The sequence below is a fragment of the Streptomyces poonensis genome (assembly GCF_014650915.1).
Taxonomy (GTDB): domain Bacteria; phylum Actinomycetota; class Actinomycetes; order Streptomycetales; family Streptomycetaceae; genus Streptomyces; species Streptomyces poonensis.
On the sequence record NZ_BMVW01000001.1, the window covers coordinates 358280 to 382221 of the forward strand.

Genomic DNA, 23942 nt, shown 5'->3' on the forward strand with positions numbered 1-23942 from the left:
TGTTGATCTTTGAGGGCTTCGCGGCAGCTCAAGGGCGCCCCCGCGCCCTGGCGTAGCTATCCGAACCGCACGCGAACAGGGGGCGCTTCAACCTCTCCTCGCGCCTCACCTCCATTGACCATCCGACGCGAGCTTGCAGTTAGCGGCACCGCCTCCTTCACCACGTCGAGGTCGCCTATCGCTATCCGGAGAGGCCGCCGGGGCGCGCAACTCATCACGCCCCCCTCGCCCACCGCAACAGCCAAGCCGACACGGTGACGAGCACCCGACGCCCCTACACGCACACCGAGGGCCCGACGAAGCAGCGTTGCGCAACCCCACTGGGAGAGAGGTTAGTCAGATTTGTAAACCTGAGGAGCGGACCCGTGAGTGTGGTCATTCGCATCTCCATCCCAGACGCCACGATCGAGACGAGGACCGTCGGCGATGACGTACACATCGACATCACTCCGAGGGGAGGGCCAGAAGGGGCAGGTAACGCCGCCACTCAGACCACACCTGGAGGACTAGCGCCCATGATTGAAGCCGGGGACCTCGAAGTCGGCGAAGCGCTCTACTGGTCCCGCCCTCGCCTGGGAGTCCGACACGAGGCGCAGGTACTGCCGAACGGCTGGCTCTCCTTCGAAGGCAAGCCGTATCGAACCCCATCCGGCGCAGCGGTGGCCGCGGCAGGATCACAAGCTGACGGCTGGACGGCGTGGAGGCGAGAGCGCGACGGCGTGATCATCGGGTCACTTCGCAAGGTTCACTAACTCAGCATCAGAATCCGCATCAAGATGCGGACCCCACACACCCGCAAAGCACGCCTGGCCAAGGCAAGGCCGGCCGCACAGGGCCCACTGCCGCGCTCAACGTAGGCAACCCTCGCGCCCAGTCTCCTGCGGGGCCGACATCATCACCCCCGCAGGCTCCAACGAGCGACACCCCTCGGAGCGCCACCGCGCAGCGACAGGCAGCCCGAACTGCACCTCGCCTTGGCGTTGCTGCTCACCGCCAGCCCCACCCCCCGCGTCAACGCCCAACTGCAAGCGCCTCAAGCCTCACAAGTAACACATAAGTAACAAAAAGGCCAAGTAGGCACACGCTTCACTTCATGGCCTGCTAATAATACTGAGCAGAAGCGGTGGGCAGGTGCAGCCTAAAAATAGTTAGTTGCCCTAAGCAATACATCGGTCCCGAGGGTGAAGGGAAAGAATTAAATGCGCAAAAGCTGGCGTCGAATAATCAGCGAGGCGTTGCAAAGTGGCGATGGAACACTTCGCCTCGTGTTCCTGATGTCTGCAGGGGTCGCATGCAGCGCCATGCTCGTCGGCGTGCTAGCCGCGGCTAGGTTCGCCGGACTGTTCTGAGGGACGCGACCCACAGGGTGTGAGGTAGTAACAACAACTGTTGAAGTCCCTACCCACGGCAGTCCGGCCCGCTGCAGGCCGGACGACGCAGGGTCGGAGCACAGCCAACTGAGTTTGTCGCGGCGGAAGCCCCGGACTACGAAGGAGTCCGGGGCTTCCGGCGGTTGGTCATGTCGGATGTCAACCCGTTGAGCCGTTCCCCTCCCCCAGCCCTTGCATGATCCGGTCGTTCATCTCCTGCTCCTGGCCGTCGATGCACTTGGCGTAAATCTTCAGGAGGACGTCCACAGAGTGGCCCGCGCGAGCGGCGACCTCCGGTGCCGGTACACCGGAGTTGAGCCACTGGGAGACACCCGCGTGCCGGAGGTCGTACGGCCGGAAGGCCAGGACCGAGGACACCTGGTGCGGCACGAGCGCCAGTTCCCGAGCCTGCTTCCAGGCGCGGGAGTACGAAGAGGCAGCGATCACGTTGCCCCGCTCGCTGGCGAACAGCCGGCCGTCGTCCGCCGTGCCGAACTCCGTAACGTGCTCACGGAGCAGTCGGACCAGCGGAGGCGGAATCGGCACGATGCGCGCCTCTCCGTGGGCCCTCTGCTTCAGGCCCCGCCGATCGTGTGCTTCTCCGGAGTCCGTCCAGGCCTTACCGACTGTTGGACGGGTCTCCGTCAGCTCGATGCGGCCCCAGCCCGACGCCGGAAGTGTGCAGTCGGAGCGGCGAAGGCCGAGCGCCTCCCCCGGCCGCATGGCGGCGTAGTACAGGCACCCGAAGAACGCTTGCAGCCGCCGACCGCTCGCCCGGTCGTAGCCGCCCACGTACGTGAGGGCGGTCAGCAGCTCCCGAGCCTGCCGAGGATTGACCACCACCCGGCGGTCGACCTCCTGCAGCGCTCGTTTCCCCCGCTTCCGCCGGACCCTGCTCAGCGGGTTGGACGGGAGGTGCTCAAGCTCCACCGCGTACTCAAGGGCGTTGAAGACCACTGCGCGCCGCCGCCGGTACGTCTGCGTCGCAGCAGGCTTGCTGTCGAGCCGTCGGCCGAGCGCATCGATCAGTTCATGCACGCGGGCGATCTCCTGAAGCTCCCCGACCGGCAGCGACGCTCTCTCGATCCACCTCACCGCCGCGGCGATCTCCTCCGGCCGCTCTCGCTCCCGCCGAGGAACCGGCAAGACATATGAGCGCAACGCCCGCCGGAGCACCTCCAGACCTGGCCGTCCCCGCCCCGGCTTGACCAGGACAGGCACGACCGTGGCCAACGCGTCCGTCATGCTGTCTCGCTGCTTCGCCGATGCTTCCGCCCACCGCGCGTCTACGTACTTCACCGCAAGGTCGAGGAACGACAGAGCAGCTTTGCCGCCGCGCAGCGAGTCGGGCAGGCCCGTGACGGTGTCGAAGGGCTCGCCCTTGTCGAGGGCACGCACGAGCTTGGCCCGGAAGCGGTCGGCCAATGCCTTGGTCTTGTAGGACTCGCTGAACGGCTGTCCGTCGACCACCCAGCGCACGAGGTACGTCGGTTTCTTGGTGGTCTTGTTGACCGAGAGCTTCCAGATGGAGGCCTTGTACGACTTCACGACGCCACCCCCTCCGCCCGCTCCTCCAACCAGTCGTTGAGCACGTCACGCCGAACCCTCAGCTCCCCGTTCGGCAGCCGAATGCAGGCCGGAGCGAGGCGCAGCTCCCGCCAGCGGTAGAAGGTGCGCCGGGAGATGCCGCCCAGTTCGTCGAGGACCTGGCGGACCGTGAGCAGTTCGGCCGTTCTTCCACGGCTGTCACGCGCCATGGCGACCACCGCCCTCCCGCACGGAGGCAGCCAGGAGAGCCGCTTCCGGCGAGTAGCCGCGTCCCGCGTAGAGCCAGTGGCCGACCGTGGCCGTGGAGCGGTCGGCGAGGCCGAGTGAGGCACGCTGCTGCTCCGCACGATGGTCGGTACGGGCCTGCCGCAGTGCGGTGAGCGTGGTGGAGTAGCTGCGCGACCTGGTGGAGAAGTGTCCGCCGTACCCGAGCATGTGCGCCCAGCGGCGCAGCCCGAGCGACTCGAACTCCGGCAGGCCGCCGAGCCACCAGCACGTGCCGATCATGCGCAGCACATGTGCGCGCACGGGCAGCATGACCATGTCGCGCGCCCGATAGATACGACCGTCCACCGCGCCGGCGGTCTCCGCACCCTTGGTGGCGTACTTCGCGATGTAGCCCGCCACGGCCGCCGCGGACGCAGGCCGCTCCTCAGCCTCCCGCCTGTACGAGGTGACCGGCCGTACGTCGACCTGGGTGCCGAAGCGCAGCACCCGTGGGCCGACGACATCCGCACCCGGAGCGAGCAACCGCACGCGACCGACCACCGCTCCCACGGCATCGATGAGAAGCGGCACGCTCGCCCAGCTGGGCGGGAACGAGTCGGGCCCGTCCGGACCGTCGAGGCGGACGACAGCATGGAAGTGGACCAGGCCCCGCCGCTGGTACTCGGCGACCTTCGTGTACGAGAGCCGGGCGACCTCCCCGAACTCCGTGCGCGACAAACCGACCCTCCTCGCGACCTCCCGCCGCAGCTCCAGCCCGAACCGGTGCCAGAGACGGCCGGCGGACGCCTGCCAGAGCACGGCTCCCGCGTAGTCGTAACAGCGCGGGCAGAGCGGTTCACCGAGGCGGGGATCGTCCGACGAGTGACTCTCACGGCATCCGACCGGCCGCCCGTGCGAGCAGAGCTCTCCTGCTCGACGAGGGCGGCAGGCCCGTACGCGCCCGTCGCGTTCACGGCGGGTGTGGACCGGGCCGAAGCCCGGAGCGGTGAGCGTGGCGAAGACCCGTGGATGACCGCTCACCGCGCCCGGGACGTTCTTGCCGCCGACGAGCCCAGCCCGGACAAGTTGGTACGTGTCCGCCCGGTACAGGCCCGAGCAGGCCGGGCAGACCGTCGCCCGTCGGTTCCCGCACGCGATGAGCAGGCGACCGCCGTAGGCATCTGAGCCGTACGAGAGGAGGGCCGCGCCGGTGGTCGTGTCGTAGACGGTGGCTGCACCGACCAGGTGAATCGGGTTGGTGCAGCCGTCGAGGCCGACGATGTTCCGGCGCCAGGCTGCGAACTCCGGCTCCGCCGCCCTGGCGATGAGAGCAGCAGCGCTCTCCGAAAGGACAGTGGTCATCGGCGACCACCCCAGCCGCCGCCGAACGCCTGCCCCATCACGGCCGAGATCCCCTCGGGCCGGGTCTTGGCGCTGAAGCGGAGTGTCGGGTCGGTGAGCCAGAGTGCCGCCGCGTGCCCGGGGCACAGGCGCTGCTCGGCTCCGTCCAGGCCGACGAGAACGACCTGTTCCCGTCCGGCGCAGGTCAGGACCTGCGCTTCGCGCTCCCTGAGTACGCAGTCGGGCAGCGGAGATTTGCGCGAATGATGCGCGGTGGTCAAAGTGTGAGTACTCCTTTCACTGCTTACGTGGCGGATGGAGTGGGTTCCTGACGGGGTCGGGTTTGGCGACTTCGCGCCCCGTCGGGAGCCCGTCGTACGGGCGATCACTGCCGCTCCTTGGGAGGGACTCCGATGACGCTGTACGAGATCGGCCCGAACTCGCGGCGCGCGTCGAAGTAGCCGCGGCCGACGTCCTCCGTCGGCATGCCGAGCGGAGCAGCGACCGACTCCACACCGTCCCGGCGAGCGGCGGAGTCGGAGGCGTCGACCAGCACGATGACGGACGCGCCGCGCGGTACGGCGGCTGTCGGATGGGCGGTCAGGAAGTCGACCAGCTCGCGCAGACCGGCCAGGAAAGCGGCACGGTCACCGGAGCGAATGACGTAGTCGGACACGGGAGATTCCCTTCTCGGGTCGGTGGGTGGGCTCAGAAGTTGAGATGGCCGAGGAAGCCGTTCACGCCGTCGAGGACTCCCTGAACCAGCGGCGCGGCCACGGTCCGGGCGAGCAGGAAACCGAAGGTCCCGCAGAGCAGCGCGTCGACCCACCGCAGGTAGCGGATGCGCAGGAGGAACCAGATCAGCAGGCCGAGCAGCAGTACCGCGGACATGGACACCAGCACGGCAGACCCCTTTCACAGCGCTTCGACGTGCAGTTCGGACAGGACGGGAGCGAGGTGCGCGTACTCGGCGGCAACGGCTTCCGCCTCGGCCTCGGTGATCAGGTGAGACCGGGCCCGCTCCCAGCCGTCGCCGGAGGCGAGGACGGCCGTACCGGCCTGTTCAGGGGTGATGGCCTGCGCCGCCTTCAGCGCGTCGGGGTTGAGATCGCCGAGCGCCATCTCGGCCGTACCTGGATCGGCCACGCGATGGCACACCCGGCCGCCGAGCTGGGCCCGTAGGGCGGTGACACCGGGCCCCAGGTCTGAGCCGACACGTTGGCCGGCAACGACGAGGAACACGCCGAGCGCTGCGCCGAGTTGTGCCAGCCGGATCAGCGCCGTACCGGCCGCGTGCGCTTCGTCCTTCTCGTTGCGGCTGGCGACGAGGAACAGTTCTGCGATCTCGTCCACGATTACGACGACGGGAACCGGGCGTTCCTTGTCCGGCAGGCCCCAGATGTTGCGGACGCGCGCCGCCCGGCAGACGTTCATGCGGTCGAGGGTCAGATCCACGAGCGCGGCCAGGAGCCGCACCGCTTGCTCTCGGTTGGTCGCGAGGGCCGACAAGCGGGGCTCGTACAGGGACAGCTCCATGCCGCCCTTGCAGTCGATCCCGACCAGCGCGACGGGTTGCGGAGCGAGGCCCGCCACGAGGGCGTTGATCAGCGTCGACTTGCCGGAGCGGGTGGCTCCCACGATCAGCCAGTGCGGGACGCGCCGCAGGTCGAGCACCCACGCGGCCCCGGTCTCCAGCGCGCCCACGGTCACCCGCAGCAGTTGGCCAGGCCCACGCTGCTTGGGCAGCCGAGGAGCGGCCAACGGGTCGGCCGCCGACGCGACGATCCGTACGACGCCAGGCTTCCAGGAGGTCACCCGTACCGCATGGACCTGCCAGTTCTCCGCCATGGCGGACGCGGCCTTGACGAAGTTTTCCGGCACCTGGCCCGGCAACAGCCGCACCAGCAGTACGAAGCCGCCGGAGGTTGGATGCATGAGGCCGCGACGAGGTACGCGCGGCTGTGGCGGGGGCGATCCCTTGCCGACGAGCCCGGACACGACCGTCAGGGCCGGCCGACGGCTCACGGCGAGTCCGCACCCGGCCATCAGGGGCCGCCAGGTCTGCACGACCCGGAAGGCCACGGACGGGAAGCCGAGCAACAACCACCAGGTCACGGGGTAGCGACGGCGCAGGGTCGGGCCCGCCAGGAGCAGGCCCGACACCAGCACTGCGGCCACCACCAGAACCCAGCCCAGCCCGTTCGCTTCGGTCAAGGTGGCGGAGGCCAGGTTCATCACTGTCCGGACCCCTTGCCCGCCGTAGCGGGAGCGCTCAGGGGTCGGATCTCCGCCGCGCGGAACGCGATCCCGTGCCGCCCCTCGTTCTCCCATGGCGTGGCGACCAGGTCCCGCACGGCCACCGGCATACCGAGCTGCACGCCGGTCGGCTCCCCGGCCACACTCACGTTCACGACGTCCGCGGACGCCCCGGCCATCAGGCAAAGGCCTACTTGGAACATCGTCTTGCCGGTGTCACGGTCGACGCGGAGCTGTCCCGTCTCACGGTTGGCGACCCGCGGAGTCGGAGGCACGGCGCAGATGATGCCCGTGAACTTCGCGGTGTCGATCGGAAGGCTTGCCACTGTTCGGATCTCCTCATCTCTCGCACCCAGAGGGCGATCCTCTGGATTGCTTTACAACCCGTACTACGGGTTGCGGAGACAAGACTGACCACCCGTAGTACGGGTTGTCAACCGTCTTCGAGTGGGAGAAGCTGTTTCCACCCGTGGGTGGTACCGACCAGCCATGGAGGGAAGAAGCAGTGACCAAGGCCGTGGAGGGCCCGTATGCCGCCGAAGAACACGCAGCCGAAGTACCGGCAGATCGCCGACTACCTGCGCGAAGGCATCCTGGACGGCACCTTCCCCGCCGGCCAACCGCTCCCCTCGGAGGATGCGTTGGCCAAGCAGTTCGGAGTGACGCGCCCCACCGTGCGCCAGGGGCTCACGGAGCTACGGGCGTCCGGTCTCGTGGAGGCCATCATGGGCCGCGGCACCTTCGCCCGCTCTCCCCACGGCCGCCCCAGCCTCACGCGCCCGCGAGGCGTACGCCGCACTTCCGACGGCCAGTACGTCGAGGCCGACGGCATCCGCTGGACCGACGCCGAGCCACCTGTCGCCACGCGCACCGATGCCCCGCTGGCCTTGGCAGACCTTCTCCGCATCCCGCCGGGCGAGCCGATGTTCACTTACGACGCGCTCCAGACCGCGGACCAAGGCCGCTTGCGCCAACTGCACCGGACGTACGTGCCGTTCTCGGTGCTCATCGACACCAAGTACGAGGAGGAGGCCCCACCGCCGGCACCGGAGCTCTACACCGCGCTCGCGGACCTGGGCCACGAGCTCCACTTCACGGAGTACGTCCGCACTCGGATGCCTCTGCCGGACCAGGCTCAGGCACTCCGGCTTGCTGATGGGGTCCCGTTGATGCATGTTCTCCGGGTGACGCTTACTGAGGCGGAGCGGCCCTTGGCGCTTGAGGAGTTCCACCTGCCGGGAGGCGAGCTGGAGCTCTCGTTCAGGCTGTAGCAGGTCCCAGGTGGCTCATAGTTTCTCTACGTCATCAAGGCGGCTCGCTCACGCTCGCCGCGCGCGACCCGACCCCCGGCCGGGCCGCCGCTCTTGTTTACCCCCGCTCCAGCCCGGCGGGGCCCGTGCCGCGCACCAGGCAATCAGCCACCCTGCACCAGGGAGGTGGCACATCACAGCCGGGCGTCGGCCACACAGTTGCGGTCGTTTCGCCACCCCTGCACGCGGTGGCACCTTTCAGCCACCTGGCTAGAAAACACGTCTATAGCAACAAGGTCACTAGCCACGTATGATCTACCTGCCAGAAAATATGGTGCATCGCAAGGGGGCGGCGGGGATTATGAGCGGCATGAAACAAGTAAGCATGCACGTTGCGTCTTTGACCTTGGACGAGACGAATCCGCGGCACGCACAGCCGACGAAGAGCCTTGAAGAATCCATCGCAGCTCTTCTCGATGGAGGTGCACCCAAGCTACTTCGACTGGCTAGAAGCATCGTCGAGAGAGGGCTTAACCCGACCGAACTGATCGTAGTTATGCCTGAGGGCGACCTTAATATTGTACTCGAGGGTAACCGAAGAGTTGCAGCGCTTAAGTTGCTCAACAAGCCCAGCTTGGCACCTACCGAACAACTCCAACGCAAGTTCGCTGCCATTGCCGCAAGTGGCGAAGTACCGCGGCGGGTGCAGTGCGTCGTCGCGGAAACTCGGCAGCAGGCCGCCCCTTGGATCAAGCTCAGACACACTGGAGAGAACGAAGGCGTCGGTGTCGTTAAGTGGAGCTCGGCCGAAGTAAGTAGGTTCGGCGGCCGCTCAACTCCGACCGAAAAAGCCAGACTCCTTACGGACGCAGTGACCGCTTGGTTCGCAGACGATGCGGAACTTATTGCGGATGTCGCAACTGTTCGCGCCAACAGGATCACGAATCTCGGACGAATGATCGGCGACCCAGACGTTCGGAGCCGCCTGGGGATTTCGTTCGATGGAGATTCCGTCGTATCGGACTTCCCCAAAGACCGAATGCGGCAAGTCCTTGCCCGCCTCTTCCATGACCTGGCCGGCGCCGTTTCGGTCGACAAAATCAAAACGAAGCGGCAACGGAATAGCTATCTACAGCAGGTTGAGGACGACTTGCCGAAGTTGGCCGACCGACTGGATGAGCCACAAAGGTTTTCCAGCACTGCATCAAGTACCGGCCAAGACACAAGAAAGAGCAACGAAAGCACCGATTCGGAACCGGCGAAGGCGTCCCGGCGCAGACGGCCGGATTTCGAGAAACGGCTATTCCAAAGCGTTTCCTTGCGGAACGTAAGCCTTCGCACCTCCGAGGTTCTTCAGGAAGCAAAGCGGCTCAGCATCGACGACATGCCGAACGTGGCGGCTATCATGGTGCGAATCGTAGTGGACATCGTAGTCCTCGACGCAGCAGACCAACTCGGCTGGAAACGGGGTCAAAACGACCTCAAGAGCCGGATCGCCGCCGCCCTCCATCAGGTCGATCCGAAGCAGGATAACCCGGCGCTCAGTGATGCTTGGCGCTTCTCTCAGAAGGATGAGGGAGCACTCGTGCTGAAGACCCTCCACCAGTTTGTGCACTCCTGGCAGTCAAACCCCCTCACCTCTGAAGTACGGAAGTTGAGCCTTGCGTATGGCCCCCTCCTGACCCAGCTCGATGACCTAATTGAGACTAAGAAGCGATGAGATACATTAGCCCTCTCCGATACCCGGGAGGAAAGGCGCGGCTAGCACCTTACATTGCGCGCCTGATTTCCCGACAACGCCCGCGTCCCCGTTCATATGCTGAAGCCTTTGCCGGGGGCGCGGGCGCCGCTTTGCGTTTGCTCGCGAACAACGAAGTCGACCATATTCACATCAACGACCTGGATCCAGGCGTAGCGGCTTTGTGGCGTTGCATCTTTCACGATTCCGAGAACCTGACCCATCTAGTCGCATCCGCAGAAGTGAGCATCACGGAGTGGTATCGACATGCCGAGATTTACAAGAATCCATCCGGCCGCACCGATATTGAACTGGGATTCTCAACCTTCTTCTTGAATAGATGCAACCGCTCTGGAATTCTCCGGGCTCGCCCCATCGGCGGACTTGACCAGACGGGAAACTGGAAAATTGATGCCAGATTTAGCCGCGAATCACTCATCGAAAGAATCAACTACCTAGCGACATTCCGCGACCGGGTTACCGTCACGCAAATGGACGCTCGCTCTTTTATTCGCCACCTTGAACCACAGCATGACGATATTCTAATGTACGTCGACCCGCCCTATATTGTCCAGGGCGACCGACTTTACCTTGACTCACTAACGGGCGAGGACCACAAGGAGTTGGCGAACATCTTGCATACCACTCCACTTAAATGGCTCCTCACTTACGACGCCAACAAGCGCATCACTGAAGACCTCTACAAGGGATTCCGCTGTGTAGAGTTTGACATTCTTCATACAGCGCAGATACAGCGAACTGGCGTAGAGTATGCCATCTTCGGCAATAAACTCATCCTGCCAGAAGTGACTGGAATAATCGGTGAAGGTAACTTCCGCTGGATGACTTCGAAGAGGAAACGCGAAGTGCCGCAAAGTGCCGCCGGACAGTCCACGTCAAGTAGTCAATAGCCCGCAGAGCGCTCAGCGCCGTGAAATCTCTCGTCAGGACTGCAACGCGCCTTGACAGTGACTCCTATGGTTAGGGTGTCGCGGCTGTTTTTTGGCTAGCCGTCATTTTTCCTCATCAACGACACACGACAGCAGCGTGGTTGCGGCCAGTGGGGGTACAGCGAAACACACGCGCGCCAGCTCGGGCGGCGCACCCGCCATCGTGGCTGGCTGTCGTTGGCCAAGGTTCGTGACACAATCGCAATCAACCCGCCAAGACGCATGTATGCCCCCACTGGCCCCGACCCTGTGCCGTTGTTGAGCATCTGATTGTGTGTGAGTGTCTGTGGAGCCAGACAGCCGCTTGCGTCCTACCTTAAGGATGGTTCAACTACATCCCGGCATTGCGGCAGCATGACTAGCATGGACCTTGAGGGGATAGCCGCACTATCCGCGGCCGTAGTAGCACTCATTGGGATTCCCGCCACCATACTCATCGGCCGATGGCAGACGAAGGCCGCCTTGCGTACGGCTGAGGCCACCAGCGAGGCCGGCTTGACTCAAGCTCGGTCTACCTACCGTGCGGCGTTGGACTCTGTTCACGCCGGAGCAAACGCCGCTCACCAACAGTGGCGTCGCGGCATCCAACGAGATGCATACGCTTCTTTCCTTCTTGCCGCTAATCGAGTGAAGGAAGTGGGCGAGCAATTCGTCATGGCCAACGGGGAAGAACTACCCATGGAAAGAATCAAGGAGGGCAAGGCCGCTATTGACGGTGCCCTCGTAACACTTAAGGCTGCCCAAACGATCGTCGAGCTGGAAGGGCCGGACAGCGTAGCTGACCCTGCTGCAGGAATGGCCGACGTCGCTCAGACTATGGGCTATTACCTCCGTAAGCAGGCAATTTACGAGAGAGCTTGGGGCAAGCTCGGCCGGATGATGAATGATGAATCGCCGAGCGTGAGCGCTACTGCTGTAGAACTTATGCAGGCGCTGGCTGGCCTGAGCCGTCACCGCTTCACTAGCTCCTCAAATCCCGATGAACTGGGTGGACAGCATACCTACGGCCCTGAAGCGGCGGAAAGGTCCTGCCTTGAGGCCCGCAACGCCCTGCCATCAGGCGCTCTAGACGACGAGGAGTTCACTTCCCTACTAGAAGGGTGGCGCTCTTATCCCCCCACTTCCAACGACTCATACTCCGATGCCGTGCGCCGATTTGGTGAGGCAGAGACACGCTTCGTCCGTGCTGCTAAAAGGGAACTACATGGCCAAGTCGCTTCATGAGGCCCGTCGACCTACCATCGGCATGACTCAGTCTCGAAGCGGCTCGGGCAGACAGCACGCACGTGCTTGGCGATCGCTCCGCTGGCAGTGCCGCGGACTACCTGTGGACGGGTTTTATCCGACCAAGCGCTCGCAAGGCGACGACCAGCGAGCTTCCACGTTAGCCAAGAGGCTTCCGGAGCCGTTGTAGTACACCTACGCTGTCGCGCCATGCCGACCGTCCTCTCAGGGGCGCCGCAGAACTCTCTTGATCTCTTCGGTCAACGTCTGGCGGTCCTCACAAGCAGCTCGCCAGCCAGGTGTGGACGTACTCGATAGAGTCCGGGACGTGGCCGGCAGCCACCACTTCGTGAAGATTCAAGTAAGCCAAGGGTGGCCCGGCTTGCTATGCGACAACTGGCCGGTGAGCTACCAAGTCCAATCGCTGATGTGCTGCGTAGACACTATGTTAGATAATCGCGACCTCGCCCTTTCCAGCACACCTCTAAGACGGTCCGGCTCGAGCGAAAATATTTCTGGCCCTGAGCAAGCGCTTCGAAACATCCCGTGAGCGCGGTGCGCAGCGCATCACGGTCACTCTTCGACATGTCGCGGCGCAACCGGGAGTGGTCAGCAAGGAGCGTGCTGACCACTCCCAAAAGCGTACCCACAGCGGTTGCCACAACAGTGATGCCCAAGCGAGCGACTATGTGAAGCTGAGTGTGCTGCCTGGACCAGGGGAACCTCGCCCCTTAGCCCTCGTCTTCGTCCTCGCTTTCTACCGGGATGGTCGGGTCATCCCCCTGGATATTGCGCCGCAGGTTTTCCAGATCGGTCTGTAGGTCGAGCAACGACTGGCGCAGGTCAACGAAGTCTGTGGATTCAATCACTGGTGGCCAGCTGCCAGCGGTGCTGTCGATCTCTGTCAAGCCGTCCAAGGCAATTCGGGCGCTCTCCAGGTTGGACCGCAGGGTGCGCCGGTAGTCCGCGGCCCGGCGGCTGCTCGGGATGCCCTCACCGGAGCCGCTGAACGAGGTATCGCTCGGTTTCGATTCGGCTGAGGTTGTTTCGCCGCCTGTGGACCCCCAGCCTGCTCCAGATGGTTGTTCCTCCTTGACATCCGTACCAGAATCTGAGGAGGTCGCGGGCGAAGGAAACTGACGGAGCCTATGCTCCGCGTAGGCTTCGCTGGCGCGCGCCTGATCGGAAGCCCACACGACATCCCACTCGAACAGGGGCACGGGCACACCGTTCTCATCCCGGGCGATTTTGTCCGGCTGCGCCAAGTCCACCTTGAGGTGGACATACGCCGAACTTTCCTCCTCCTTTCGGTTCCGGCGTACGAACTGTCGCATAGACTGCGCGTTCTCCGGCAACAAGTCGGCCCGGAACCTGTTGGCGGTCAACGCCAAGGTCCACAGGCCTAGCTCATTGTCCTCAGCAGAGAGATTCTCGACGACGAGATGGACGTCGGATCGGAAGGGAACGCCGCCCTTTTCCTTAGGAGCCATCAAGGAAGAGCCGACATTCCGCGTGAGAAGTTTGTCGGCAATCAGTGCAATACCGCCAGCAACCGCCAAGGTACAGCGAGCATCGACACGACCCGCCATGGCCGGCTCAACGAGGGTGGTAAAGTCGTCCGTCAGAGCTGGCTCCCACTCCTTCAGCACGTCACGGGTGAGTACGCCACCATTGCCCCACGCATTTCGTGCTTGCTTCGAAACGGCCTTCTTGGCACTGCGCCAGGGCAGGTCGATGATCGGGCCTAGCAGTTCGGCGAAGCCCTTGGCGCTCATCCGGGAGCCGCCCTTGATCGTCTTGGCCTGGTCTTTGAGCCGCTCGTACAGCTCGGGGCGAGTCAGGGCGTGAACCAGTTGGATCCCGCGCCACAGGGCAGTACCCGGTAGCTGGCTGTCGCCGTACTCCCGAGGAAGATTCTCTGGGGCGGTACGGCCAACGGCCAGGCCGTAGACGACCTGAAGGCTCTCCTTGGCTACCGGCGCATCACCGAGCTGAATAACGCGCTTGAGTGCCCGAGTGGCCACCTCAACGTTCTGAGCCGCCGAGTCCCACGCTTTGAACTCTACGTGCACGCTGGCCAGGATTGAGCGCATGGCGTCGTCGAAGACGTCTTCGGGAGCCAGCAAGTGGCCGGGATGGCCTTCAGCGCCGACCGCCACCTGAGCAGGAACAACATAGGTCTGCGCAATGTGTATCCCGCGGTCACCGGGTTCCTCTGCGGCCATGGCCTGATGGAACTCATCGGCGAGAGCGTGCCGCCAAGTCTCACGGACCGCAGCGAGCCGATCACTGAGCGTACGGCCGTCTACCTTTCCCCTTGCGACCCCTCCGAACAGCGACTCCACCATCAGGTCGGCAGCGCGCGCCGCGTCGGCTTCTGGACCAGCAAGAACGGCCCAAGCGCTCGCCAGGCGCGTGATGCCGTCGCGTACTACCAGGGCGTGGAACGATTCGGTGCCGTCCTCGAAGGTGAACTCTACTGGGTGGGTGATCAGGGGACGGGTCACCTTGCGCCCCAGGATGGAGGCCGCATAACTGTTCAGTGCCAGAGTGCTGTGCACAGTCTGCCGAACGTGATCTTTCAGGTGCTGGAAGTCACGGTACCGGTAGCGGACAACAGCGCACGGCTCTCCTTTCTCGATGGTACCGACCACCTGCGGGTCGGAGATGTCCATCACCTCCATGCCCGTGCGAGGCTGAATGCCGGGCAGCAGTTCGCTTAGCCAGACTCGGGTATTGAAAGTTCGGAGGGTGGCGCCTTCGACGTTCTCCTCCAGCAAAAGACCGGCGGGTTCCTGAGCGGTGGGACGCAGCATGATCGCCACGGCTTCCGGGTTGATTGCGGCACGCGCCACGGCCTCCCACGCGCCGGCGGGCAAGGAGGCAAGAGGGTTGGCGACGCCAGCGGCGGTCACCGCCTCTCGGGCGGACTCGGCGGACTGGGCGGGCAGAGCTCGTTCGACACTGGAGACCGCAACGTTCTCGCCCCTCCAGGCGAGCGTCACGGACAGATGAGCAGGGCTGGACATACGGTCCTCCGACCATGAGCTGAGAATTGTGTGGGAGACTTGGCGTGCGGTCCTGGCCCGATTTCCCGGAGCACCAGGTCCGACCCGGGCCCCAGCTTCACCGCAGGGGCCCGGACCTCTTTAGCCGCGATCCGAGATCAATAAGTGCGTTCGCCGCGGGGAAAACCTGGGTGTACCAGTCCCACATGAACGCGCGACTGGGCAGTCGGACCACGGATTGATGCGCGGCGTATGCAACGAAGTCAGCCGCCTGGAGCAACGGTATCCGCCTGGCGGGAACGAGCAGAGGATCTCCCAGGACGTGCCTGTACTCAACAGGCAGCCGACGATGAGCTGCACGCAGCCCCCGCTCGGTGCCATTACCGTCAACGATGAACTGGCAGGAAGTTCCTGCCGCTGCATGTCGATTGTTGACCATCTCGACTAGGTCGGCATACAAGTCCTCACGGGTCGCACCATGACGGTAGACGGCACCAACGGCGAGTCCGGGAACTCGGGCAAGCGTCCGTAGACCCTGGAGCACGATGTTCGCGGCCTCGGTCTTCCGCCGCTTTGTCGGGGCAGCTCCGCCCACAGGGTGCAACAGGCGCCCTCGCCCGGCAACCAAATCAACAGCATGCAATGGAAAGCCAGGAGCGTAGGTTATGTACGGATTGACCTGCAGTTCCTCCAGGAAGGCAGTCCACGCCGCATCAGCCGTCGACCACCCGTCAACTTGCGGTACGCGCAAGAACCCAAACACTGACGTATCCGCATTGCCGGAATCATCAAGAAAATAGAGACTGTCCGGCAAGAGGGGATGGGTCGACGCCAGGAAGTCCGTGAAGGCATGCCCCTTGGATGGAACGATCATCTGGTCGTGGCAGTGAACGCGACACCGGGCATCAAAGGCCATGCAGCAACTCCGTTACGCCAGGAACTTTAAGGCGAAGTAGCCCTGGCGCAACACTGTGACCGACGAGTCACCAGTGAACTGCGTTGGGTAGCTCGACTGTAGTTGTCCTCCAGACGCCGGTGCGACATGTATGCCCACACATGAACTAGTTGGCCGAAACCGGTAGTGACTGAGACTCGTTTCTTACGTCAAATGGCGCCTCGCTCGCGGGAATCGCTCAAAAAGAGCCGGAATCACCGGTGTGCCCATCTTCTCCATCATTGCGACTGATGCCGCGATGGTTACAGCTTCACCAAGCGGGCTGTCCTTCTGGATGACGAAGACGTCCTCTGTCTCAGACGTAGGAAGCCGACGAGGCAAGGTCGTCAACCCGAGCGCATCTAGGGCCTGCGTGATCTGCTCACAGAGTTCGGCGCTGAGTCGAACCCGATCCGGCGCGGCGTATCGCTTGATGAAGCGCATCGAGAAGCGCTTGATACCGTGATCGACTTGAACGGCGTGAGCGACAATAGTGAAGTCCATAAGCTAGTAGTTAACTCAGTTATGCCATGGCCGTCAACGCGCCTGTCAGCAACGGGCGCCGTCTTGACGGCTCCACGCGGCCGGTCATTAGCGTGGGAATCGTTGAGCTGGTCGTAGAACCCGACGAGTCCGAAGCGTCAGCTCAGGCGTCCTTACCATTCACTGTGGTGCTGAGAAAGCCCCTGGTCACGGAGGCTGGTGACGGGGGTCGCACCACAGGCGCACCGAAACGTTCGGGAAGCAGCAGGGATTCACAGTGGTATCAAGCTTCGCCGAGGAGGCCACAGCGCGACGTTTGCCCAAGTCAGCTCCAGGCTGGTCCCACCATGCTGTTTTCCCAGGCTGAGGGCTCCTCACAGCAAACAAGCGGTCACCCGAATCGAGCGTGCTGGCCTGCCGTTTCGTCCGGGCTGCGGCGCTGGGGCGCCGGTCCCGGCCGAAGCGGCAGGCCGACAGCCGAGTAGGTGCCGCATGCAGTAGAAGGCCCCGTACGTCGACCGCCGGGGGACGGTGACGTACGGGGCCGGTTCGGCCGGCAGCGGGAGCACGCTCGAACGGCAGCCAGCCGAAGCCATCGACGGCCTGATCAAGCAGCAGTCGATTGACCGACGGCCCTCGGCTCCGCCTCCGATTCCTCCGAAGGCTTCGACAGCTCCGCCGCGAGGCCCGAGACGATCAGTTCGGCCAGCAGCAGGGCCGCTTCCGGGCGGACGGTGCCGAGGCGTACCAAGCCGTCACCCGAGACGTTCACGTCGGCCGTGAGGCCGGGGAAGTCTGGCTCCAGTGCCAAGGTGGTCAGTTGCGCGGCCAAGGCACCGGCACTTCGCCGGGCCTGTGCCCAGCCGCGGACGTAGGGCACGCCGGGCATCAGGTTCTCGGCGCGTCTGGCGACGACTCCCCGCCGGTCGGTCATGGCGTCAGTCCTCTCGTGTGCGGTGTTCGGCGGCTCCGCCACCCTCTTGAAGCCGCTGCATGCCCGAGGCCAGCGCCAGCCGCAGCAGCTCCGCCAGGCGCTCCGCGGTGGTCGGCGAGACGCGTCCCAGCTCCACCAGGCCGTGCCCGAAGGCGTTCAGATCGGCTCGCAGATACGGGAAGTCCTTCTCCAGGCCAGCACTGAGAAGAGCGTTCCGCAGGGCGGTCGTGGCGTTGCGCGCGGCGTACCAGCCGTCGCTTTCCAGGGGTGACCAGGTGGCAGCGTCGTGCCGGTGGGTGGCGTCATCCCTCATCAGTCAGACTCCTCCGGAGCCGGAGCCGGGAAGCGCCAGGGCGTCCGCGGATGGGTACCGCTCGCCGTAGCGGTCCACCCGGACTAGCAGCTCCGCGGAGGCGACCAGCATGGTCACCAAGGCGACCGGGCGGAGCGGGTTGGCGATGGGCGGCCGAGTCGGGGCCCGAAGCCACTGGTAGCGGTCACCGGCCATGGGCATGGGCCCCGGGACTACGACCACCGACCCCTTGCCCAGGTAGCGATACGAGGGTGGTGCGTCCGTGTCTGCCTCCTGTGCGAGGTAGTGCGTGAAGCTTCCGGAGCTCCGCGCGCCGAGGAAGAAGCCCACTCGCCGCGCCTTGTGGTCGTGTACCACCGGCCCGAACGGCAGTCCTCGACGCAGTAGTTGATCGAACGTCTCCATGCCGACTCGCTGCTCGACCGTCACCACGTCGAAGAAGCGGCCGGCCGGCAGCGCGTACGGTGCACGAGGGTCTTCCGCCCAGGCCGCCCGGCACTCGACCGGATCGTCAGCCGCCGCGGACAGCCAGTCGACACCCCTTGTGGTCATCCTCTGCACGTCATCCCACCTCGCTCAGGCTCGGTCACGGCCGCTGGGCCGCCGTGCATCCAGAGTCGAGGTCACCACCCGGGCCAGGGCAGATGACGAGGGATGACGGGGGGTGACGCGTCACGCGGCGACGTGTCATCCCCCGTCACGGGCCAACCGCCCACCGATCTTTAACTACTTGCAGCACATAGCGACGTGTGGCGCGTACGCTCAGTCATGAGGTCGCAGAGCCGTCCGCTCAGTAGTCGCACCACTGCACACGCGGGTAGGGAATGGTCACGTCTTCGATGCAGCCGACCAGTGTTCGCTTACGGCAGGCCCGTACGGACCGGGGCTGGAGTCAGCCGCGGTTGGTACGCGAGTTGCGCCAGGCTGCGGCGCGCCGTGGTCACCAGCTTCCGGCCGACAGCAGCGTCAAGCGCCGTATCGCGAGCTGGGAGAACGGCCACAGCGTTCCTGACGACTTCTATGGTCCGTTGCTGTGCGAGGTCTACGGCGTCAGTGCCCCCGAACTCGGGCTGACCAACGAGAGCCAGCGGGATACACGGCTCATGGACGTCAGCTATCCAGCGAGCACCGACGACGCGATCGAGACGGTCGGCCAGCTGTGGCGCGCCGACCTCAATCAGCACGAGCCCCTCCTACGGGCTGAGCCTTCCGAGCCGGCCTGGAACGAGGCCTCCCTCCGGTGGCTGGTGGCGCCCGACCCGGCCGTTCCCCGGCAGCGGCAGGACGGCACACGCGTCGGTCTCGGAGACGTGGCCGCCGTCAAGACCACGGCTGACATGTTCGCCGGGCTGGACGACCGTTTCGGCGGTGACCACGCACGGCACGCGGCTATCCAGTACCTGAGCACGGAGGTCACGCCCCTCCTCCGCGGCCAGTACACCGAGCAGGTCGGCCGTGCCCTGTTCTCCACTGTCGCGGAAGCGACGCTCCTCGCCGGTTGGATGTCCTACGACGCCTGCCGTCACGGTCTGGCACAGCGGTACTTCCTCCAGGCTCTCCGGCTGGCCCAGGACGCGAACGACAGACGACTCGCCGGCAGCATCCTGTCTGCCATGAGCCACCAGGCGACCTTCCTCGGTCGCTACACGCAGGCCGCGACGCTCGCACGTGCCGCCCTCATGGGCATCTCCCCCGTGGCCACGCCGACGCTACGGGCCCAGTTCCACGCCATGGAGGCCCGCGCCCTGGCCCGTACCGGCGATGTGCGCGCCTGCGAGGCTGCCCTACTCGCCGCCACGAAAGCCCTGGAGAGCCGAAACAGCGACGACGAGCCGGAGTGGATCAGCTACTTCGACGAAGTCGAGCTGGCCGCCGAGGCCGCCCACTGCTTCCGCGACGTCAACAGCGCCCGCCAGGCCGTCGCCCACGCAGAGAACGCCATGAGCGGCAGCCATGTACGGAGCGACTTCTTCGCGACCATGGTTCTCGCCGATGCCCACCTACGCGCCGGAGACGTCGAGGAGGCGTGTCGCGTGGCGCTCGATGCCCTCGATATGGGTGAGCAGCTCAAGTCCGCCCGGTGCGTCAGCTACCTCGCCGAGTTCCGCCAAAACCTGGCGGCGGTCGGTGACGGCACCGATGTGCGGACATTCACTGAGCAGGTCAAGGAGCACAGACTGTGGATCGCCTCCGGCGGACTCGTGGGTGCGTGAGTCGCATGCGCACGTGCCCGAAGATCAAAACGGACTCCACTCGTCTCGTCCTTCCCCGGTGCGAAGGGACCGCATCCGACGAGCGAACTCGGCGGCAGATCGCTCGCTGACCGTGACCTGACGGCCGATCCAAGCCACCATCATCAGCTCGCGCAGGTCCGCCAGCGTCTCGTACCCGGGCCAGTTCATCAGGTCGAAGCCGTACCGGTAGACAAATTCCGCGTACTCCGCCTTCGAGTGCCAGCCGTACCGGTCGTAGTAGATCGCCGTGAGGATCAAGTCCCACTCCCGTGGAGCGAGGGCGAAGCCGTCCAGGTCGATGAGGACCGCGTGTCCGTCTCGGTGGTGGAGGACGTTACCGATGTTGGCGTCACCGTGAGTCAGGCCGAACGGGAGGACGAAGTCCAGTCGGTCGTAATCCTTGGCCAGGCTCGCCGCTCGCTCTTCCAAGTACGTGCGGTCCTCCGCGGAGACTCCCTCCAGGGCTTCGAGGGATGCCGCCAGTTTGGCCAGCGGATCGAAGTACGGCAGCCCCAGCGCTTCGGGTTCTTCGAGCCAGTGCAGGCGGCGGAGAAGATCGGCGAGTTCGCCGACGGTGGCGTACTCCTCGCGCTCCTGGACGCTCTCCCAGAAGGTGACCACTAAGCCGCCGACGACGAGCGGTTGAGCCACCGACGTCGGCACACGGGTGGCCGGGAAGTCCTGTGCCTCAAGCCACCGGGCCATGTTCACCGCCCGGCCCATCTCCGTGAGGACGGACGGGTCTCGCGCGATACGGACGATGACGGGGGACGACGCGAGGCGGTAGACCGCGTTGGAGCCGAGGCGCAGCACTTCGGCGCCGTGGGCGTCGAAGCCGGCCGTCGCGCACGCCTCAGCGAGGACGGGCGCCAGGCCCTCCGCCGTGAACTCCGTGCCGCCGCCGTCCGGTCCACCGCCGCTGCGCGAGATCATGCTTCGACCATACGGGCCGGACCGACCGCCCGACAGGCCACCTGCGCAATAGGGGCGTAATGATCTTGCTCGGCGCATATCCGATCAGCGCTTCCCGCCCTGGTCAGTGCACTGATGGGCTCGCGTACTCACCTGGCCTCCGGAGCCGTGTGCGCAGGTTCGAATCCTGCCGGGGGCACCTTGCATGAGGTGCCCAAAGACCCCGTCACCAGCGGAAACGCTGAGGCCGGGGTCTTCGCGTATGTGCGGGCCGGTGCCACCGAGAGCACCTCTATGGCAGTGATCACGTAGCGACTACGCAATGATCTGTCGGCGACGGTTGAAAAGTGGACCGGTAGCGACGCTTGAAAGTTGACCCCCTTCGAGGCCTGGCTCGTTGAGTCAGGCCGGGAGGATGAGTGATCAGCGTGGAGGACTGGGCGGAGATCCGCCGGCTTCACCGGGCCGAGCAGATGCCGGTGCGGGCGATCGCGAGGAAGCTGGGGATCGCGAGGAACACCGTCCGCAGGGCGATCGCGGACGACGCGCCGCCGAAGTACCAGCGTCGACATCCCGCTCGGCTTCGGCCAGGTCGGACGGCCGCCGGTACTGGTCATGGTCGCGGGCTACTCGCGGTGGATCACCGCCCGGATGCTGCCCTCCCGGTCGGCGGCCGACCTGATCGCCGGGCACTGGCGGCTGCTGACCGATCTGGGTGCCGTCCCCCGGGTGCTGGTCTGGGACAACGAAGGGGCCGTTGGGTCCTGGCGGCCGGGCGGTCCGCGGCTGACCGACGAGTTCGCCGCGTTCGCCGGGCTGCTGGGGGTGAAGTTCCTGCTCTGCAGGCCGCGGGATCCGGAGGCCAAGGGCCTGGTGGAGCGGGCCAACGGCTATCTGGAGACCTCGTTCCTGCCCGGCCGGGTGTTCAGCTCGCCGGCAGACTTCAATATCCAGCTCGCCGACTGGCTGGCCCGGGCCAACCGGCGCATCCACCGCACTTTGCAGGCCCGCCCCTCGAACCGGCTGGAGGGCGACCGCTGCTGGATGCTCGCGCTGCCGCCGATCGCCCCGCCGGGCTGGTGGAAGGCCTCCCTGCGGCTACCCCGGGATCACTACGTCCGCCTGGACACCTGCGACTAGTCGGTGCACCCGCTGGCCGTCGGCCGCCGCATCGAGGTGGCCGCCGACCTGGACCAGGTCCTGGTGGCCTGCGACGGCGTCGAGGTCGCCCGCCATGCCCGCAGCTGGGCCCGCCACCAGACCATCACCGATCCCGATCACGCGGCGGCCGCCGCTGCCGCCCGCCAGGCGGCAGCCGCGAGGAAGCCGGTGCCGGCGGAGGTGACCGAGGTCGAGGAGCGGTCGCTGGACACCTATGTCGCCGACAATGATCTAGGTGGTCTTCCGCACAGGTCAGCAGCCCTACAGCACGAAACCGTCCGTCCAGGACGACGTCTCAGCTACGGGCGGTCGGTAGAGCCGGAAACTATGCCAGGGCGTTCCCTGCGGATCGTTGGGCCGGATTGAGCCGGCGACGGCGCGTGAATGATCATCAGGCTGTGAACACGGACTACTGGGCGATGCTCTCAGACTCCGAGCGGGAGCAGTGGGGGTACGTTCCTCGCCAGATGGTTGGACCGCTGAGCTTCGGCATCCATCGACACGAAGCGATCACAATCATGGCGGAACACGGATTCTCTAACACGGAGAGCGAGATCGAGCGCTGGAGTTCGCAGCGCGCCCAGTGGCGCGTCGAATTCTGCAGGGTCGGCCCGGAGGAGCGACGCCCGGCTGTGAAGTGCTACTTCGTCGAAGGCGTGGGCTTGACGTGCGTACTTGTTGATGGGCTGCGTGGTCCCCAGGTCACCTGTGAGGGCATCCGCTTGATCGGCCGCGTGCCGTCAGAGCTGGACGCAGAGATGGAGGCGTATGCCCTGGAGCAGGGCTTGGGCATCTGGTACTGCCTTACTGGCGACCTGGGCTGGCCCGACTACGCGTTCGACCGGGGCGCACAGCGTGCTGGCGACACGGTCGTGAGTTGGGCTTCGTTCTGTAAGACGGGCGATATTGCGGGCACCTCCTGGGACGTCACTCCCTCAGAGGTCTGGCACCACGGGTAGGCCGCCTTTGCTTCGGACACAAGTGAGAGCTGACCTCTCCATGAGTCGGCGGTAGTAGATGAGGCCGCCGCCGCTGGAATGAAGGAGCCACGGACGTTCCCGGGGCTCCTTTGAGCACTTATCCCTCAGCTCGACCTATGTCCCTTACTCACCGAGTCCCTTCGTGATTCGGTCGTTCATCTCCTGCTCCTGGCCGTCGATGCACTTCGCGTAGATCCTCATGAGGACATCCACAGAGTGGCCCGCGCGGGCGGCGACCTCCGGGGCGGGTACGCCGGAATTGAGCCACTGGGAGACACCCGCGTGCCGGAGGTCGTACGGCCTGAAGGCCAGGACCGAGGACACCTGGTGCGGCACGAGTGCCAGTTCCCGAGCCTGTTTCCACGCGAGCTCCCGCCCAAAGCCGCTCCACCGACCTCGTGTTTTGTCCTGGGCTTCGCTCTGCTGAACACCCAGGGGGAACCGTCCGTGGAAGGCGGAGAGTATTCATGGCCCGGCTCGTAGCTACTCAGCGCCCCTGGTTGCGGCTAGACCTGAGGTGCAGGACAAGCGAGGCACCGGCACCAGCCACAACGGCGAAGACGGCGCCGCCGTAGTTGTCCTGAACGAGGACGCCAGCGGCAATCACGGTGCCGATGACGAGGGGTAAGCCAGTGGTCATGCTGTTCTTCTTCACGAGAGCCTCTCCTCAGGAGTGTCTGCGGCGGAAAGCACCACGGAAATGGACAGGTCGTCCACACCAATGCACGCGGCATGATTTCAGGTTCGCCGATGCCGTACCAGGCCGATCACGTTTTCAGGTGAGTGTCTAACTGCGTGACAACGCCGACGAACAGCAGCGGACGAGCGCGGACGTCTGCGGACCATCAGCGAAGGTGAACGGCACGGCCTCCCAAGGCACCACGCCTACCGGAGTTGCTTCGGGACGAAGAGGTCAGACCGTAGGCTCCGCTTAAGCGTGCGAGACTGCTGCACCGAGCCAGCTCGCCAGTTCCGGGGGAATCGACCATGTCGCCGTCGCTTGCGCTCCTCCTCCTGCCGCTCATGTTGCTGGTGGGAGCGCTCTGGCTCGCCTGTGCCGTTCTCGGCGTACACGGCTTGCTGCTCGGCCGGATGCCGG

23 protein-coding genes and 2 pseudogenes are annotated in these 23942 nt (G+C 65.1%); 8 read left to right on the top strand and 17 right to left on the bottom strand.

Annotation, left to right across the window (positions count from 1 at the left end; genetic code table 11):
* Positions 1-371 precede the first annotated feature (371 nt).
* The gene (locus IE242_RS39025) at positions 372-752 is read left to right on the top strand and encodes a restriction system modified-DNA reader domain-containing protein (protein WP_373299466.1); all 381 of its coding nucleotides are present in this window, start codon (positions 372-374) and stop codon (positions 750-752) included.
* 777 nt (positions 753-1529) lie between these two features.
* Here IE242_RS39025 and IE242_RS01535 read toward each other — a convergent pair.
* The 8 genes from IE242_RS01535 to IE242_RS01570 form a co-directional block, all read right to left on the bottom strand.
* Positions 1530-2918, bottom strand: coding sequence for a tyrosine-type recombinase/integrase (locus IE242_RS01535; RefSeq protein WP_189854497.1), 1389 nt, complete (start codon positions 2916-2918; stop codon positions 1530-1532).
* Positions 2915-3127: a helix-turn-helix transcriptional regulator gene (locus IE242_RS01540; protein ID WP_189854499.1), complete on the bottom strand. Its 213-nt coding sequence runs from the start codon at positions 3125-3127 to the stop codon at positions 2915-2917. Before IE242_RS01540 ends, IE242_RS01535 begins: the two co-directional genes overlap by 4 nt.
* Complete coding sequence (locus IE242_RS01545) at positions 3117-4487, bottom strand: replication initiator (protein WP_189854501.1); 1371 nt, start codon at positions 4485-4487, stop codon at positions 3117-3119. The genes IE242_RS01540 and IE242_RS01545 overlap by 11 nt, the downstream gene beginning before the upstream one ends.
* Entirely contained in the window at positions 4484-4747 is a 264-nt protein-coding gene (locus IE242_RS01550) for a hypothetical protein (RefSeq protein WP_189854504.1), read from the bottom strand. The genes IE242_RS01545 and IE242_RS01550 overlap by 4 nt, the downstream gene beginning before the upstream one ends.
* Positions 4748-4851: 104 nt before the next feature.
* Positions 4852-5142 carry a hypothetical protein gene (locus IE242_RS01555; protein WP_189854506.1) on the bottom strand — a complete coding sequence of 97 codons (291 nt, stop codon included), beginning with the start codon at positions 5140-5142 and terminating at the stop codon, positions 4852-4854.
* A gap of 32 nt (positions 5143-5174) precedes the next feature.
* A complete protein-coding gene (locus IE242_RS01560; RefSeq protein ID WP_189854508.1) occupies positions 5175-5369 on the bottom strand; it encodes a hypothetical protein in 195 nt (64 codons plus the stop codon).
* Between the two features lie 12 nt (positions 5370-5381).
* The gene (locus tag IE242_RS01565; protein ID WP_189854510.1) at positions 5382-6701 is read right to left on the bottom strand and encodes an FtsK/SpoIIIE domain-containing protein; all 1320 of its coding nucleotides are present in this window, start codon (positions 6699-6701) and stop codon (positions 5382-5384) included.
* A complete protein-coding gene (locus IE242_RS01570; protein WP_189854512.1) occupies positions 6701-7048 on the bottom strand; it encodes an SCO3933 family regulatory protein in 348 nt (115 codons plus the stop codon). The genes IE242_RS01565 and IE242_RS01570 overlap by 1 nt, the downstream gene beginning before the upstream one ends.
* Before the next feature lie 204 nt (positions 7049-7252).
* On the opposite strand from IE242_RS01570, the gene IE242_RS01575 reads away from it, so the two are divergent.
* The 4 genes from IE242_RS01575 to IE242_RS01590 all read left to right on the top strand — a co-directional run bounded on the left by IE242_RS01575 (position 7253) and on the right by IE242_RS01590 (position 11884).
* Positions 7253-7993 carry a GntR family transcriptional regulator gene (locus tag IE242_RS01575; RefSeq protein ID WP_189854514.1) on the top strand — a complete coding sequence of 247 codons (741 nt, stop codon included), beginning with the start codon at positions 7253-7255 and terminating at the stop codon, positions 7991-7993.
* Positions 7994-8282: 289 nt separating this feature from the next.
* Positions 8283-9692, top strand: a complete 1410-nt coding sequence (locus tag IE242_RS01580) for a hypothetical protein (protein WP_189854516.1) — start codon at positions 8283-8285, stop codon at positions 9690-9692.
* Positions 9689-10621 carry a DNA adenine methylase gene (locus IE242_RS01585; RefSeq protein ID WP_189854518.1) on the top strand — a complete coding sequence of 311 codons (933 nt, stop codon included), beginning with the start codon at positions 9689-9691 and terminating at the stop codon, positions 10619-10621. Before IE242_RS01580 ends, IE242_RS01585 begins: the two co-directional genes overlap by 4 nt.
* A 567-nt stretch (positions 10622-11188) precedes the next feature.
* Positions 11189-11884 carry a hypothetical protein gene (locus IE242_RS01590; RefSeq protein WP_229857955.1) on the top strand — a complete coding sequence of 232 codons (696 nt, stop codon included), beginning with the start codon at positions 11189-11191 and terminating at the stop codon, positions 11882-11884.
* A gap of 731 nt (positions 11885-12615) precedes the next feature.
* On the opposite strand, the gene IE242_RS01595 is transcribed toward IE242_RS01590, so the two are convergent.
* The 6 genes from IE242_RS01595 to IE242_RS01620 all read right to left on the bottom strand — a co-directional run bounded on the left by IE242_RS01595 (position 12616) and on the right by IE242_RS01620 (position 18108).
* Positions 12616-14913, bottom strand: a complete 2298-nt coding sequence (locus tag IE242_RS01595; protein ID WP_229857960.1) for a hypothetical protein — start codon at positions 14911-14913, stop codon at positions 12616-12618.
* A 97-nt stretch (positions 14914-15010) separates the two neighbouring features.
* Positions 15011-15808: a DUF3800 domain-containing protein gene (locus IE242_RS01600; RefSeq protein ID WP_189854522.1), complete on the bottom strand. Its 798-nt coding sequence runs from the start codon at positions 15806-15808 to the stop codon at positions 15011-15013.
* 183 nt (positions 15809-15991) lie between these two features.
* A complete protein-coding gene (locus tag IE242_RS01605) occupies positions 15992-16330 on the bottom strand; it encodes a hypothetical protein (protein ID WP_189854524.1) in 339 nt (112 codons plus the stop codon).
* Between the two features lie 586 nt (positions 16331-16916).
* Positions 16917-17243 (bottom strand): hypothetical protein, encoded by a 327-nt coding sequence (locus IE242_RS01610; protein WP_189854526.1) that lies wholly within the window; start codon positions 17241-17243, stop codon positions 16917-16919.
* Between the two features lie 4 nt (positions 17244-17247).
* Positions 17248-17556 carry a hypothetical protein gene (locus tag IE242_RS01615; RefSeq protein ID WP_189854528.1) on the bottom strand — a complete coding sequence of 103 codons (309 nt, stop codon included), beginning with the start codon at positions 17554-17556 and terminating at the stop codon, positions 17248-17250.
* A 3-nt stretch (positions 17557-17559) separates the two neighbouring features.
* Positions 17560-18108 (bottom strand): bifunctional DNA primase/polymerase, encoded by a 549-nt coding sequence (locus IE242_RS01620; protein WP_189854531.1) that lies wholly within the window; start codon positions 18106-18108, stop codon positions 17560-17562.
* Positions 18109-18395: 287 nt separating this feature from the next.
* Between IE242_RS01620 and IE242_RS01625 the strand changes: the two genes are divergently transcribed.
* Entirely contained in the window at positions 18396-19769 is a 1374-nt protein-coding gene (locus IE242_RS01625) for an NsdA family TPR-like regulatory protein (RefSeq protein ID WP_229857972.1), read from the top strand.
* 24 nt (positions 19770-19793) lie between these two features.
* On the opposite strand, the gene IE242_RS01630 is transcribed toward IE242_RS01625, so the two are convergent.
* The gene (locus tag IE242_RS01630; protein ID WP_189854533.1) at positions 19794-20723 is read right to left on the bottom strand and encodes an aminoglycoside phosphotransferase family protein; all 930 of its coding nucleotides are present in this window, start codon (positions 20721-20723) and stop codon (positions 19794-19796) included.
* A 398-nt stretch (positions 20724-21121) separates the two neighbouring features.
* Here IE242_RS01630 and IE242_RS01635 point away from each other — a divergent pair.
* Both IE242_RS01635 and IE242_RS01640 read left to right on the top strand, forming a co-directional pair.
* Positions 21122-22100: pseudogene (locus IE242_RS01635) on the top strand (Mu transposase domain-containing protein); the annotation flags it as partial.
* Positions 22101-22261: 161 nt separating this feature from the next.
* On the top strand, positions 22262-22822 hold the full coding sequence (locus IE242_RS01640; RefSeq protein WP_229857974.1) for a hypothetical protein: 561 nt from the start codon (positions 22262-22264) through the stop codon (positions 22820-22822).
* Between the two features lie 144 nt (positions 22823-22966).
* Here IE242_RS01640 and IE242_RS01645 read toward each other — a convergent pair.
* Together IE242_RS01645 and IE242_RS01650 are read right to left on the bottom strand one after the other, a co-directional pair.
* Positions 22967-23209 (bottom strand): annotated as a pseudogene (locus IE242_RS01645) (site-specific integrase); the annotation flags it as partial.
* A 121-nt stretch (positions 23210-23330) separates the two neighbouring features.
* Positions 23331-23498: a hypothetical protein gene (locus tag IE242_RS01650; RefSeq protein WP_189854535.1), complete on the bottom strand. Its 168-nt coding sequence runs from the start codon at positions 23496-23498 to the stop codon at positions 23331-23333.
* Positions 23499-23942 lie beyond the last annotated feature (444 nt).

Bases quoted from the DNA above. Each gene is read 5' to 3' on its own strand.
- IE242_RS01540 (WP_189854499.1), bottom strand. From the start codon at position 3,127: ATGGCGCGTGACAGCCGTGGAAGAACGGCCGAACTGCTCACGGTCCGC.
- IE242_RS01545 (WP_189854501.1), bottom strand. From the start codon at position 4,487: ATGACCACTGTCCTTTCGGAGAGCGCTGCTGCTCTCATCGCCAGGGCG.
- IE242_RS01565 (WP_189854510.1), bottom strand. From the start codon at position 6,701: ATGAACCTGGCCTCCGCCACCTTGACCGAAGCGAACGGGCTGGGCTGG.
- IE242_RS01575 (WP_189854514.1), top strand. From the start codon at position 7,253: ATGCCGCCGAAGAACACGCAGCCGAAGTACCGGCAGATCGCCGACTAC.
- IE242_RS01580 (WP_189854516.1), top strand. From the start codon at position 8,283: ATGATCTACCTGCCAGAAAATATGGTGCATCGCAAGGGGGCGGCGGGG.
- IE242_RS01585 (WP_189854518.1), top strand. From the start codon at position 9,689: ATGAGATACATTAGCCCTCTCCGATACCCGGGAGGAAAGGCGCGGCTA.
- IE242_RS01595 (WP_229857960.1), bottom strand. From the start codon at position 14,913: ATGTCCAGCCCTGCTCATCTGTCCGTGACGCTCGCCTGGAGGGGCGAG.
- IE242_RS01600 (WP_189854522.1), bottom strand. From the start codon at position 15,808: ATGGCCTTTGATGCCCGGTGTCGCGTTCACTGCCACGACCAGATGATC.
- IE242_RS01605 (WP_189854524.1), bottom strand. From the start codon at position 16,330: ATGGACTTCACTATTGTCGCTCACGCCGTTCAAGTCGATCACGGTATC.
- IE242_RS01610 (WP_189854526.1), bottom strand. From the start codon at position 17,243: ATGACCGACCGGCGGGGAGTCGTCGCCAGACGCGCCGAGAACCTGATG.
- IE242_RS01615 (WP_189854528.1), bottom strand. From the start codon at position 17,556: ATGAGGGATGACGCCACCCACCGGCACGACGCTGCCACCTGGTCACCC.
- IE242_RS01620 (WP_189854531.1), bottom strand. From the start codon at position 18,108: ATGACCACAAGGGGTGTCGACTGGCTGTCCGCGGCGGCTGACGATCCG.
- IE242_RS01625 (WP_229857972.1), top strand. From the start codon at position 18,396: ATGCAGCCGACCAGTGTTCGCTTACGGCAGGCCCGTACGGACCGGGGC.
- IE242_RS01630 (WP_189854533.1), bottom strand. From the start codon at position 20,723: ATGATCTCGCGCAGCGGCGGTGGACCGGACGGCGGCGGCACGGAGTTC.